This is a genomic window from Rufibacter roseolus (genome assembly GCF_017916365.1).
Taxonomy (GTDB): domain Bacteria; phylum Bacteroidota; class Bacteroidia; order Cytophagales; family Hymenobacteraceae; genus Nibribacter; species Nibribacter roseolus.
Map to the genome: position 1 here is coordinate 1,914,542 of NZ_JAFMSU010000001.1, position 12,617 is coordinate 1,927,158.

The 12,617-nt window shown below is 54.6% G+C and carries 11 protein-coding genes; 2 read left to right on the forward strand and 9 right to left on the reverse strand.

Features of this window, described 5'->3' with window-relative positions; translation table 11 throughout:
• Positions 1-684 precede the first annotated feature (684 nt).
• On the reverse strand, positions 685-1,962 hold the full coding sequence (gene serS, locus J3P35_RS07520) for a serine--tRNA ligase (protein ID WP_210463711.1): 1,278 nt from the start codon (positions 1,960-1,962) through the stop codon (positions 685-687).
• A 278-nt stretch (positions 1,963-2,240) separates the two neighbouring features.
• Here serS and rho point away from each other — a divergent pair, with 278 nt between their 5' ends.
• The gene (gene rho, locus J3P35_RS07525; RefSeq protein ID WP_210463712.1) at positions 2,241-4,226 is read left to right on the forward strand and encodes a transcription termination factor Rho; all 1,986 of its coding nucleotides are present in this window, start codon (positions 2,241-2,243) and stop codon (positions 4,224-4,226) included.
• 231 nt (positions 4,227-4,457) lie between these two features.
• Here the strand turns inward: rho and J3P35_RS07530 are convergent, their stop codons facing one another.
• From J3P35_RS07530 to J3P35_RS07545, 4 genes are all read right to left on the reverse strand, one after another.
• The gene (locus tag J3P35_RS07530; protein WP_210463713.1) at positions 4,458-5,063 is read right to left on the reverse strand and encodes a hypothetical protein; all 606 of its coding nucleotides are present in this window, start codon (positions 5,061-5,063) and stop codon (positions 4,458-4,460) included.
• Between the two features lie 60 nt (positions 5,064-5,123).
• Complete coding sequence (locus tag J3P35_RS07535) at positions 5,124-6,005, reverse strand: UbiA family prenyltransferase (protein ID WP_210463714.1); 882 nt, start codon at positions 6,003-6,005, stop codon at positions 5,124-5,126.
• Between the two features lie 9 nt (positions 6,006-6,014).
• Entirely contained in the window at positions 6,015-6,797 is a 783-nt protein-coding gene (locus tag J3P35_RS07540) for a class I SAM-dependent methyltransferase (RefSeq protein WP_210463715.1), read from the reverse strand.
• Positions 6,798-6,975: 178 nt separating this feature from the next.
• On the reverse strand, positions 6,976-7,401 hold the full coding sequence (locus tag J3P35_RS07545) for a lipocalin-like domain-containing protein (protein WP_210463716.1): 426 nt from the start codon (positions 7,399-7,401) through the stop codon (positions 6,976-6,978).
• A gap of 184 nt (positions 7,402-7,585) precedes the next feature.
• Between J3P35_RS07545 and J3P35_RS22095 the strand changes: the two genes are divergently transcribed.
• The gene (locus J3P35_RS22095) at positions 7,586-7,879 is read left to right on the forward strand and encodes a LysM peptidoglycan-binding domain-containing protein (RefSeq protein ID WP_210463717.1); all 294 of its coding nucleotides are present in this window, start codon (positions 7,586-7,588) and stop codon (positions 7,877-7,879) included.
• Between the two features lie 187 nt (positions 7,880-8,066).
• Here J3P35_RS22095 and J3P35_RS07555 read toward each other — a convergent pair whose 3' ends face one another.
• From J3P35_RS07555 to J3P35_RS07570, 4 genes are all read right to left on the reverse strand, one after another.
• Entirely contained in the window at positions 8,067-8,330 is a 264-nt protein-coding gene (locus tag J3P35_RS07555) for a GNAT family N-acetyltransferase (protein WP_210463718.1), read from the reverse strand.
• A 176-nt stretch (positions 8,331-8,506) separates the two neighbouring features.
• Complete coding sequence (acs, locus tag J3P35_RS07560) at positions 8,507-10,405, reverse strand: acetate--CoA ligase (protein WP_210463719.1); 1,899 nt, start codon at positions 10,403-10,405, stop codon at positions 8,507-8,509.
• 209 nt (positions 10,406-10,614) lie between these two features.
• Positions 10,615-12,189: a sodium:solute symporter family transporter gene (locus tag J3P35_RS07565; protein WP_210463720.1), complete on the reverse strand. Its 1,575-nt coding sequence runs from the start codon at positions 12,187-12,189 to the stop codon at positions 10,615-10,617.
• A 34-nt stretch (positions 12,190-12,223) separates the two neighbouring features.
• Complete coding sequence (locus J3P35_RS07570) at positions 12,224-12,541, reverse strand: DUF485 domain-containing protein (RefSeq protein WP_210463721.1); 318 nt, start codon at positions 12,539-12,541, stop codon at positions 12,224-12,226.
• Positions 12,542-12,617 lie beyond the last annotated feature (76 nt).

Genomic DNA, 12,617 nt, shown 5'->3' on the forward strand with positions numbered 1-12,617 from the left:
AGGACAACCACAAAGGATTGCCCCTACGAAATTTGCCAAGGGAATGAGTGATCACCAGGTGTAGACACCCTTCCTCCCTCAAGAGGGGCTACATTTTCTAGTATTAAACCTGTCCTCGTCCAATTGTATCCTCACGGCAGTTGCAAACTGCCGGTCATTTTAGGTCCAAGTCACAGACTTGAACCATGTCAAATATAGAAGACACTCGCAGGACCTCCGGACGCTGCGAGGTCTGAGGCGTTCCTACCATATTCCCAATCCCAGCCTTTCGGTGGAGCGCCTTTGTTTTAGACCTGGTGCCGCAGGCAGGCCAACCGGCCAAGGCTAAAACAGCAGCGCGAGGCCGGAAGGCGGGGCCTCGCGGCCGTGAGCGCACGGAGCCCAGCTATGCAACAACTCAGCTCATGAACCCACGCAAACTGCGGCCCCACGCCAGCACAACCGGACTACGCAATAGCAAATCAGCCTCAAAAAGCTAACTGGAAAAGCCGCGAAATCAAGTCACACCAACAAGAATAAGGAGCACTTTGCAAACACTTGCATTTTCCATGCACGTTGCTAACATCAGGAAAACCCTCCTTCCAAACCCTAATAAAGCCAAAAAGCGTTTCAAACCTGTTTTTCTCAAAACAAGCCTGAAACGCTTTTCAGAATCAAGAAGAATTATCCTCTGGCAGAACTTATTTATTTGGTGATCATCTCAAACCCGGTGAAGGCCTGCAAGGCTTTCGGTATCCTGATTCCTTCTGGGGTTTGGTTGTTCTCCAGCAGGGCTGCTACAATGCGGGGCAGGGCCAGGGCGCTGCCATTCAACGTGTGCAGCAGCTGAGGTTTACCGCCTTCGGTGCGTTGGCGCAGTTTCAGGCGGTTGGCCTGGTAGGTTTCAAAGTTAGAGACGGAGCTTACTTCCAGCCAGCGGCCCTGGGCGGCAGAGTAAACTTCCATGTCATAGGTAAGGGCAGAGGTGAAGCCCATGTCGCCACCGCAGAGACGGAGCACGCGGTAGGGCAGTTCCAGTTTCTGCAGCAGACCCTGGATATATTGGCTCATCTCCTCCAGCGCCTGGTAGGATTTTTCCGGTGCCTGAATCTGCACGATCTCCACTTTGTCAAACTGGTGCAGGCGGTTCAGGCCGCGTACATCGGCACCCCAGGAACCGGCCTCGCGGCGGAAGCAAGGCGTGTAGCCCACGTTCTTGATGGGCAGCTTGCTTCCATCTATGATCTCGTCGCGGTACAGGTTGGTGATGGGCACCTCGGCGGTTGGGATCAGGTAAAGGTTATCGGCGGTGGCGTGGTACATCTGGCCTTCTTTATCAGGAAGTTGGCCGGTGCCGTAGCCCGAGGCTTCGTTCACCACAATAGGAGGCTGTACCTCGGTGTAGCCGGCTTTGAGGGCTTCGTCTAGGAAGAAATTGATGAGCGCGCGCTGCAAACGGGCTCCCTGGCCTTTGTATACCGGGAAACCGGCACCCGTAATCTTAATACCCAATTCAAAGTCAATAATGTCATACTGCTTGATCAGGTCCCAGTGGGGCTGGGCGTTCTGGGGCAAAGTTGGGATAGTACCATGTTCCAGCACCACCTCATTGTCCTCGGCAGAACGACCGGCGGGCACGCTGCTGTGTGGAATGTTGGGCAGTTTATAGAGGGCCTGTTGCAGCGCCTGCTCCAGGTTCTGTACTTCCTCGTCCAAAGACTTGGTGCGCAGTTTCAGCTCGGCGGTTTCGGTTTTGAGGGCTTCGGCCTGTTCCTTTTGGCCGCTTTTCATAAGGCCGCCAATTTCTTTGGCCAGGGCATTGGCGCGGCCCAGGAGCTCATCGCGCTCGGTTTGCAGGGACCGGCGTTTCTGGTCCAGGTCCAGCAAAGCCTGCACTTCCTGGGCGGCATTTGGATAGTTTCTTTTCTGCAAGCCAGCAAGAACAAGATCGGTTTGCTCGCGTAAAACGGGTATCTGTAACATGGTGCGTCTGGTTATCTGTACGCAAAAATAGAATATTTTGGATAGGCTGCGGCAAAGGGCACTTTTTTATGAAAATTTGTGTAACTTTATATATTAATTTTCTCGTACTGCTTGTAAAATAGAACAAGGCTGTCTAACATTGCAGTACATTTTCTGAACGACCGTCATCCGGGTTCTTCATTACCTTACACACCAAGTTTTTTCCTGTTTTTATCCGTCTGCCCGTTGCGCTCTGCAACTGCTATGCATTTAAACCGAATAGCTAATTAATTCAATTTATGTACAACATTGACGAGTTGAAAGATTCTCTTCTTTCAGAACTCAAAGAAATTGCTGAGAACCTCGGCGTCACGAACTTCAAGAAGCTCAGCAAGCAAGATCTGATCTATAAAATCCTGGATCAGCAAGCCGTTACCCCCCTTGAGAATCTCCCCAAAAAATATAAAAAATCTTCGCGCAAGGCAGACGAACTCACCGATGCCCCGGTGGCCGTAGCAGAAGCTGCCGCCCCTGAGGCCCTGGTAGCCGACGCGCCCGCCCCAACGCCTGCCCCTGCGGCAGAGACCCCGGTTTTAGCTGCGGTTGAAGAAGCACCTGCCCCAGCACCCGCCCGCCGCCCGGCCAGAACCGCCCCTGAGCGTCCGGCCAGAGCAGAGCGCGCACCGGCCACGGCCCGGGAAGAGCGCGTGCGCACGCCTAACACCCTGCGGGAAGATACCCGTGAGACCCGCGAGTCAGCCGCGCGCCCAGAGCCCCGCGAGAACCGCGAACCGCGTGAGAACAGTGCCCCTCGGGAAAACCGCCCTGAGCCGCGTGAGAGCCGTATGCAGCCCCGTGAATTCCAGCCGCGCGATGCCCGTGAACAAAGAGAGCCAAGAGAAGGGAGAGAGAACAACGCGCCGCGCGAGCCTCGTGAAAGAGAACAGCGTGAGCCAAGAGAATTCCAGGCCCGCGAGCCAAGGGAAAATACCGCCAGAGAGCCTCGTGAGCAACGTGAGCCGAGAGAAAACGGAAACGTGAACCGCGAGCCGCGCGAGAACAATAGCAACAATAACAACCCTAACTGGCAGAACCGCCGCGAGCCCAACCAGAACCAGAACCAGAACCGGCCGCAGCAGAACAATGCCAATAGTGTCAATTACCGCGAGTTTGACGGCGTCATCGCCAACGAAGGCGTGCTGGAATTAATGCAGGACGGCTACGGTTTCCTGCGCTCGGCGCACTACCACTACCTGGCCAGCCCAGATGATATCTATGTGTCTCCGTCGCAGATCAAGTTATTCGGTCTGAAAACCGGTGACAGCGTGAAAGGTACCGTACGGGCCCCGAAAGAAGGCGAGAAGTATTTCGCGTTGCTGAAGGTGGATTCCGTGAACGGCCGTACCACCGAGGAAATCAGAGACCGGATTCCATTCCAGCATTTGACGCCTCTTTTCCCGGAAGAGCGTTTAAAACTGACTACCCGCTCCAGCCAATACTCAACCCGCATCATGGACCTGTTTGCCCCCATCGGGAAAGGTCAGCGTGGTTTGATCGTGGCCCAGCCTAAGACCGGTAAAACGGTATTGCTGAAGGAGATTGCGAATGCTATCACCGAAAACCACCCCGAGGTTTACTTGATGATCCTGTTGATTGACGAGCGCCCAGAGGAGGTAACCGATATGGCCCGCAGCGTGAAAGCCGAGGTAATTGCCTCTACCTTTGACGAGCAGGCCGAGCGCCACGTGAAGATCTCCAGCATTGTGTTGGACAAAGCCAAGCGCATGGTAGAGTGCGGACACGATGTGGTTATTCTACTGGATTCCATCACTCGTCTGGCCCGGGCTTATAACACCGTGGTTCCGTCTTCCGGTAAAATCCTATCTGGTGGGGTGGATGCCAACGCGTTGCACAAACCTAAGCGTTTTTTCGGGGCAGCCCGTAACGTAGAGAACGGCGGCTCGTTGACCATCATCGCTACCGCTTTGATTGACACCGGCTCTAAAATGGACGAGGTGATCTTTGAAGAATTCAAAGGAACCGGTAACATGGAACTCCAGCTGGACCGCAAGCTTGCCAACAAGCGGGTGTACCCAGCCATCGACGTGCCGGCTTCCGGTACCCGCCGCGAGGATCTGCTCATGGACCGCGACGAACTCAGCCGTGTTTGGATCCTGCGCAAGTTTATGTCAGACATGAATTCCGTAGAAGCCATGGAGTTCCTGAAAGACCGCATGAAAGGGACCAAAGACAACGACGAGTTCCTGATCTCCATGAACAGCTAGTCTTAAGCATATATTACAACAGGAAGGCCCCGCAGAGAAATCTGCGGGGCCTTCCTGTTTTTAAGTGTTTTCAGAAAAATGGGCCTTAAAACAGCTAATGGCGCAGACGCTCGCAGGACCTCCCGATGCTGCAAGGTCTTTTAAGCAAACGGTATAGCGCAGGCATTCAGAAACTCCCCTCCTGACTCAGGAGGAGTGCCCGCAGGGCGGGGTGGTCAACAATTCTACCGCTTACCCACCGAAGCTGCCGTAGCGCACGGCTTTCTTCTGCGCGGAGTCATAGACCAGCAGGCGGCCATCTTCTTTACCCAGCATGTACTTAAACCCGATGGCTTTGGGGTTGGCCTGGATGCGTTTCCAGGTGGTCTCGTTCACAAAAGAGGCTTGTACCGGAGCATTGGGCGCGATGGCGGGCTCCACAAAATCGGCGTTTTCTACAAAGCCTTCCATGCGTTTGATGATGTAATCCTCGCGCTCGGCCTGTGTGGCAGAGGAGTTTTCCATTTCATAGACCATGCTGGCCTCCAGATCGGCGGCGGGAAAGTTTTCCTCGTAAATGGTGGTGCCGTCTTGGGTAGTAATGGTGAATTCCACTTCGCCTTTGGCGATGGAGTTGCCGTGCAGGGCCAGCCGGAAGTAGTCTGGCTTCTCTGGAGAAGAGAACGGATGGGTGCGCTGTACAATATGTTGCACCGGTTGCGCGGAATCGCTGGTGGCGGATTTCTTTGCAGGGGTGCCGGAAGGGCCAGTTGAGTTGGAAGTGGCAGTTTCTTCTGATGGTGAAGATTGGCAACTGAACATAAAGGCCAGTACCGCTACCCAATAGATTTTCAGCATGATTTCAGAGATTTGGCCTAAAAACGATGTACGTGCCACGCAGGCCATAGTTCCCTTCATTTAGCCGCGCCAGAGTTGCCAGAGCAAAATAAAGAAGAAAGAGAAGCTCATGCACAGAGAAGATACTTTGTTCATGCGCATGGTGTTTTCAAAGTTGGCCGCGGCGGGGTTCTGCCTTACCTGCCATAGCCAACGGCTGAAAACCATCAAGACCGGACCCGTGCCCAAGAGGAAAAACAGGATATGCCAGGTTTCCTCGCGGCGCCAATACGTGTAGAAGAGCACCCCCGAGGCCACCAGCAGGCTGACGGCCGCAAAGATGAAAGTGCCCCACAAACCCAGTTTCAGGCTTAATGTTTCATCGCCGCGGCGGGCATCTTCCTCGTGCTGGTACACCTGCGTGAGCGGATAAGAGCCGCATAGAAACAGGGAGCTTACCAGGGCCAGCAGCAGGTTGTTTGTGCTTAAAATCTGTTCATCAGCTACGCCGCTGCCTACCTGCACCATGGCAAACGTGAAAGCCCCCTGGAAAACCACTACCACCAGCGTGCTTAGGATTGGGTATTTTTTGAGTCTGATGCCTTCATAACTATAGGCTTTAGACACCAATAGGTACACAAGCACCATGGCGGCAAAAAGCCAGGAAAGCAGCGCGGAGAACGCCACCGCCAGCGCATCGAAGATCAGCACGAGCCAGTACAGCGTCTGCGTGACTTTAGGCGGGTGTTTCAGGCCGCCGATGCTGCCCTCATCCCGGTCATAGTAGGAGTTGTAGCCGTTGCTGGCCGGGTACACCAACAGGTGCAGGATAAGGAAGACGGCCACCGCCCGTATTGCAGACACCTCCGGCACGGCGCTCAGCGCGAACCAGAAAATAGGCATCAGGAACAAAGAAAACGGGATGCGGAGGAGGCGCCAAGCATCGGACCAGGAGGAGTTCATACGGGTAGTTTACGATGGATAGCCTACTAAATACAAGACGCCGGTGCCGCTCCAGTGCCGGGCCCGCCCGATGTGCCAGGTATAGTGCGGCGCGTGGATGGAGGCCACCATCTTCTCCAGGTGCGCCGGCGTGTACAGGCGCAGCAAAGAAACCGTGCCGTCCCAGATGGTGCCCAGCGGAATCAACGGGATGATGTAGGTGAAGAAAAGGCGGCGCCAGGTAAATGGCCGGATAAAGGGCGTAAAGAGCAGAATGGCCCAGGGAAACACAAGCCAAACCAACAGCAGCTCGTGCCAACGCTTGCCCGCTCCCTCAAACACACCAATTCCCTGGTTCTGCCGCACTGCATCCGTCAGAATGGCCGTAGCCGTTTCTGGCCTGAAATGGTGAAAAGCCGAGAAAACCGTCCGGAAACCTGCCAAAGACGGCGGAACGGCGGTGGCGTCTACGGGTTGTGTCTCAAAAAGAAGGCCTCCGTTTGTCTGGGCCGCCAGAAACGCATAGGCCTCCAGGTTGGGGTATTTGTCGGTGAGGGTGATGGTGAAGCGCTGCCCGGCTTGTTTCTCCAGTTCCTGCCACACTTGCCGGATGCCGCCGCCCGCGCCCGAACAAAGGTCTACGAGATGGGTTTGCCCGGTATGGGCCAACGCATTCCGCAACAGCGGTACTATGGGTTTGTAAATGCCCAAGGCCGTGATCATGAACCGCAGCACATCCATCATGCCCTGACGCACCACATGCGGAAACCAGGGTTGGTCTTCCAGTTCAAACAGGTGCAGACGGAATTTCATGGAGGGCCGGGATGAGGTGAGAATCTGGTTCCTGCGTTAATGATACGTTTTTGAAAAATGGGGCGCAAATCTGTCCTCGGGGAATCACCGGTTGCAAATGACTTAGTCTTATAGCCGAAGGCAAAAAATAGCCCACCCAAAAATGTCTGGGTGGGCTATGGTTGAAAACAAAGGAGGTTTACTCAGCTTTCAAGGTCATGGTGGAGCCATCGGGGGCCTGTAGTTTCATGTCATCGTCGTCCAGTTCAGCCACGGTGAAATTCTCGCTTACGTTGTTGTTGGCGTAGGTCAGGCTCAGGGTCTTGTTAGGCGCGCTGTAGGTCCAGGTGCCGTTCGCCGACTGGCTTTCTGAGGTCTGGGTGAAGTTTCCGTTGGCGAAGAATTGGATCTGCTCCTGTTTCTCAGTGGAGGTGAGTTTGTCTTTTTCGCCGGAGGCGGTGGTTTCTTTGCTGGCTTTCCAGATTTTGCTGGTGGTACCCGAGATCATCTGCGTGTTGCCGCCGTCCTCAGCCTTCTTGTTACAGCTGTAAGAGAAAGCGCTGAGCCAGACCAGGCAGATAAGCGTGAACAGACGGGTAGCCGGAGAGGTGATTGTCATTTTCATAGTTTTACGTTTAGGTTCAGGTGTCTACGTATTTGCCGTGAGCAAACACGTTTTTCATACGTGCGTTTTTGTACACAGTTCTATGAAAATAAACAAACCAATCTAAACCAGCCGCGTAAGAATTAGCCTGTATACCAATTGGATATCGTATAAAGGATCTGACCATCAATAGAAAAATACAACTATGGGACTATTTGATTTTCTTAAAAAAGGGGAGGAGAAGCCGGTGCAAAAGCCTGTGGCCCAACCTGCCGCCAAGCCAGTAGTGGCGCAGCCTGCCGCTGCCCAGCCTGCTGCGGCCACCCAACCCGCCTTTGACACCTACACGGTGAAAAGCGGAGATTCGCTTTCAAAAATCGCCAAGAACTTCTACGGCGATGCTTCCCAGTGGCATAAAATACACCAGGCTAACTTAGATAAAATCAAAGACCCCAACCTCATTGACGTGGGTTGGACCTTGAAAATACCTAAAGCCTAGGCAAAGATCTAAGGTTTGTTTGTAGAGAGAAGAGTCTGTGCCCCGGCGCAGGCTCTTTTTCGTTTTAAGGCCGTTTTGAGCAAAACGGCCTTAAAACAGGAAGGGCAGGCGTCCTGCCTGCCGTTCCTGTTTTGCTTCAAGCCATCTGTCCGCTAGCCGGCCAAATCACCGGGAAGCAGCGTGGAGATTACAGCGGATTCCTCTCCAGGTATTTGGCCACCGCCGGACAGGAGGCGCGTACCTCTAGGCCTTTGGACACCGCGTAGTCAATGCCGTGTTTGATGAGTTTTTCGGCGTAGCCTTTGTTCCGATGTTCTTCCTCAATGTAGGTGTGCTGAAAGTCAATGGTTTCCTCATCTGGGAGCGCGTAGGCTAATTCGCCTATGTCTTCTTTTTCCAGCAGGGCAGTGAATTGCTGGGCATCTTCATCGTGTTGGATATCTAAGTTCATGGTTTCCTGGGTTAGTTTTACGTGAGGGGTTGGCAGGCAAATCCCCTTTTCCTTACCCCATCCCCCGCTAAAAGGTTGAGGCAATTACCTCTCCTCAGAAACAGCGCGGCAAGAATTTTGTTTTCATGCCGATTTTCCAAAAACAGGCTTAAAACAGCGGGCATAAAAAAAGGGGGCTATAAAGCCCCCTGGATAATTTCGTCTACAATGGGTGGGTCCAGCAGCGTGCTGGTGTCGCCCAGGTTGGAGGTATCGCCCTCGGCCACTTTCCTGAGGATGCGGCGCATGATTTTCCCCGATCTGGTTTTGGGCAGGCCGCTCACAATCTGGATTTTGTCTGGCTTCGCGATTTTGCCTATCTGTTCCACCACTGTTTCAATAACCTCGGCGCGGAGGTGCTCTGGACTGGTTGGCGCTTCCTCGCCGCACACCACAAAGGCGTAAATGCCCTGTCCTTTCACGTCATGCGGGTAGCCCACCACGGCGCTCTCCACAATGTGCCTGTTCTGGTTGATGGCGTTCTCAATCTCGGCAGTGCCGAAGCGGTGCCCCGATACGTTGATCACGTCATCTACCCGCCCGATGATACGCCAGAGGCCGTTGGCATCACGCTTAGCGCCGTCGCCGGTGAAATAGAGGCCCTTGTAGGCACTGAAATAGCTTTGGCGGCAGCGTTCGTGGTCGCCGTAGGTGGTTCTGATGATGCCGGGCCACGGGAATTTCATGCAGAGGTAGCCTTCCACCTCGTTCTCGGTGATCTCCTCGCCGTGCTGGTCCAGCAGCAAAGGCTGCACGCCCGGCATAGGGAAGCCCGCGTGGCTCGGTTTCATGGGTGTCACACCGGCCAGCGACGAGAGCATGATGCCAGCCGTCTCGGTTTGCCACCAGGTGTCTACCACCGGACAGCGTTCTTTGCCCACGTGTATGTGGTACCAGTGCCAGGCTTCCTCGTTGATAGGTTCCCCCACCGATCCCAGCACCCTCAGGGAATCCAGGCTGTAAGAAAGTACGTGGTCCAGGCCAGCGGCCATGAGCGAGCGAATGGCGGTAGGCGCGGTATAGAAAATGTTCACCCCGAATTTGTCAATTACCTGCCAGAAACGGCCCGGATCCGGGAACGAAGGCACGCCCTCGAACATCAGCGTGGTGGCACCGGACAAAAGCGGACCATACAACAGATAGGAGTGACCCGTAATCCAGCCGATGTCGGCGGTACACCAGTAGATGTCGCTCTCGTCGTACTGGAACACGTTCCGGAAGGTATAATCTGTGTAGACCATGTAGCCACCTATGGTGTGCACCACGCCTTTGGGCTGACCGGTAGAGCCGGAGGTGTATAGGATGAAGAGCATGTCCTCGGCATCCATTTCCTCGGCGGGGCAGGTTTTGTCCACGTGCTGCAGTTCCTCGTGGTACCACACATCACGGCCTTCTACCATGTTCACGGCCCAGCCCACGCGGTCTACCACCACCACTTTCTGTACGCTGGGGCAGGTTTCCAAAGCCTCGTCTACCACGCGTTTCACGGGGATCTGCTTGGGGCCGCGGTTCAAACCATCTGAAGTCAAGACCACCTTGGCCTGGGCATCGTTGATGCGGTCGGCCATGGCGGTGTGCGAGAAACCCGCGAAAATCACCGAATGCACCGCCCCGATGCGGGCGCAGGCCAATACGCTGAACGCCAACTCGGGAATCATGGGCATGTAGATGCAGACGCGGTCGCCTTTCTGCACGCCGTTGCGCTTGAGGATGTTGGCCATCTGGCAGACTTTCTCGTGCAGCTCGCGGTAGGTGAACCGGATGTAGCGCTCTTTGGGATCGTTGGGTTCCCAGATGAGGGCCAGTTTATTGCCTCTTTTCTCCAGGTGGCGGTCCAGGCAGTTCTCGGTGATGTTGAGCTTGCCGTTCACAAACCACTTCACGTTGGGCTCCTCAAAATTCCAGTCCAGCACCTTGTCCCACTTTTTGCGCCAGGTAAAATTCTCGGCAATGCCGGCCCAGAACTCCTCGGGCTGCTCCACGCTTTTCCGGTAAGTTTCCTGGTACTCTTCAAATGATTTTATGCGGTAATCCATTTGTTTGTGTCGTTCGGTTTGAGGTCTTAAAGTTAGAATTTCTGCCGAGGGAGCCAAGAAAAGCCTCCCTTTGTGGTCAGAAGCAGATGTTTTAGGCCCATTTTATAAAAAACAGCGCCAAAGCAGCGGTGCGCCTGAAAATGGCCAGCCATGCGTTTTGAGGCCGTTTTCATGAAATCAGCCTTAAAACGCCAGGAGAAAGAGATAAACTATTCAGCGCCCACGCCCAGGTACGTCCTGAGCTTCTCAGACTCAAACTTGAGCGCGGCAGATTCCTCCGGCTGAAGCAGGGAAACAATAATCCCCATGAGGAAAGCGCCGGACATAGACACCAGCGCCGGGTTCTTCAAAGGGAAAATCGCCTCGTCATAACCCATGATGTCTACCATAATGGTGGGGCTCAGCACGATCAGAACCAGAGAAAGGATGGCGCCCGTGGCGATGCTCCAGACCGCACCTTTGGTGGTGAACCGTTTCCAGATGATAGACATGAGCAGGGCCGGGAAGTTGGCGCTGGCCGCGATGGAGAACGCCAGACCCACCATGAAGGCCACGTTCTGCCCTTTGAACACCAGGCCCAACACAATAGACAGAATACCCAAGGCCACGGTAGCGCGCCGGGCCACTTTCATCTCGCCTTTCTCATCAGAGACGCCGTGTTTGAATACGTGCACGTACAAGTCATGCGAGATGCTGGAAGCCCCCGATAAGGTCAAACCAGCCACCACGGCCAGGATAGTCGCGAAAGCCACGGCGGCAATGAAGCCCAGGAAAGCGGTGCCGCCGGTTTGTTCGGCCAGCAGTAAGGCCGCCATGTTGCCGCCCTTGTCTATGCCTTCAATGGCTGGTTTGCCCACTAGTGCCATGGCCGAGAAACCGATCAGGAAGGTTAATAGATAGAAATACCCGATGAACCCAGTCGCCACGAACACCGATTTACGGGCGGCTTTGGCATCGGGTACGGTGTAGAAACGCATGAGAATGTGCGGTAGTCCAGCGGTGCCCAGCATTAATGCCAAGCCCAGCGAAAGCGCATCAAACGGATTGGTGATGTAGCCGCCCGGCGCCAGCATTTCCTGGCCGTACTGTGTGCTCACACTTTCCAGCAAATTAGCCGGGCTGAACCCGAATTTGGCCAGCGACAGCAATACCAGCACGGTGGCACCGCTTAACAGCAACACCGCCTTGATGATCTGCACCCAGGTAGTGGCAATCATACCACCAAACAACACGTACAGCGTCATCACGCAGCCCACCACTACCACGGCAATCTCATAATCCAGCCCGAAAAGCGTTTTGATCAACCCGCCGGCGCCCACCATCTGGGCAATGAGGTAAAAGGCAATGGTCAGGAGCGAACCTACGGAAGAAACGATGCGGATGGGACGCTGCCGAAGCCGGAAAGCCACCACATCAGCGAAGGTGTACTTGCCCAGGTTACGCAGCGGCTCGGCAATCAGGAACATGATGAGTGGCCAGCCCACCAGAAACCCGATGGAGTAGATGAGGCCGTCGTAGCCTTTGGTGGCCACCATGCCGGCAATACCCAGGAAAGAGGCGGCGCTCATGTAGTCTCCGGCCAGCGCCAGGCCGTTCTGGAAACCCGAAATGTTGCGGCCCGCGGCGTAGAACTCAGAGCCGGTTTTGGTTTTCTTGGCGGCCCAATAGGTGATATAAAGCGTCACGGCCACAAACAGGAAGAACATGGCAATGGAAACCGGGTTGGCCGTGCCTAGCGTGGAAGTGCTGGGGGCCTGTAACAGTAGCAGAAGAGAAGAGGACATGGTGCTTTTGAGTGTCAGTTTGGGGTTGGGACGGCTATTGGATTTTGTCTTTCAGGTTCTGCACCGAGGTGTCATAGTCGCTGTTGGCCCAGAAGACATAAACGCCCGTGAGTACCCAGGCAAACAGGATAATGCCCAGCCCGATGGGAATGGCCAATGTGGTATACTCCCCGATTCTGGTGGCCAGCACCTCTTTGTTGAACGCCACGGTGAGCAGAAACCCGAAGTACACCACCAGCATGGTAAAGGTGAGCACCAGCGAGACCGACCAGCGTTTCTTGACCAGTTTCTTAAAATCGGGACTTTCCAGAATCTCGTGCGGGGTTTGGGTTTTCGGAGTCATCGTTTGCATGTTTGTTTGGTGTGGGTGAGGGCAGGGAAAAGAAGCCTTGAACGCATGTTAGTCAGTAGCTTCTAAAGTATTTGAC

Excerpts from the sequence above, each read along its gene's own strand:
- serS (WP_210463711.1), bottom strand. The coding sequence starts at position 1,962 with ATGTTACAGATACCCGTTTTACGCGAGCAAACCGATCTTGTTCTTGCT.
- rho (WP_210463712.1), top strand. The coding sequence starts at position 2,241 with ATGTACAACATTGACGAGTTGAAAGATTCTCTTCTTTCAGAACTCAAA.
- J3P35_RS07530 (WP_210463713.1), bottom strand. The coding sequence starts at position 5,063 with ATGCTGAAAATCTATTGGGTAGCGGTACTGGCCTTTATGTTCAGTTGC.
- J3P35_RS07535 (WP_210463714.1), bottom strand. The coding sequence starts at position 6,005 with ATGAACTCCTCCTGGTCCGATGCTTGGCGCCTCCTCCGCATCCCGTTT.
- J3P35_RS07540 (WP_210463715.1), bottom strand. The coding sequence starts at position 6,797 with ATGAAATTCCGTCTGCACCTGTTTGAACTGGAAGACCAACCCTGGTTT.
- J3P35_RS07545 (WP_210463716.1), bottom strand. The coding sequence starts at position 7,401 with ATGAAAATGACAATCACCTCTCCGGCTACCCGTCTGTTCACGCTTATC.
- J3P35_RS22095 (WP_210463717.1), top strand. The coding sequence starts at position 7,586 with ATGGGACTATTTGATTTTCTTAAAAAAGGGGAGGAGAAGCCGGTGCAA.
- J3P35_RS07555 (WP_210463718.1), bottom strand. The coding sequence starts at position 8,330 with ATGAACTTAGATATCCAACACGATGAAGATGCCCAGCAATTCACTGCC.
- acs (WP_210463719.1), bottom strand. The coding sequence starts at position 10,405 with ATGGATTACCGCATAAAATCATTTGAAGAGTACCAGGAAACTTACCGG.
- J3P35_RS07565 (WP_210463720.1), bottom strand. The coding sequence starts at position 12,189 with ATGTCCTCTTCTCTTCTGCTACTGTTACAGGCCCCCAGCACTTCCACG.
- J3P35_RS07570 (WP_210463721.1), bottom strand. The coding sequence starts at position 12,541 with ATGCAAACGATGACTCCGAAAACCCAAACCCCGCACGAGATTCTGGAA.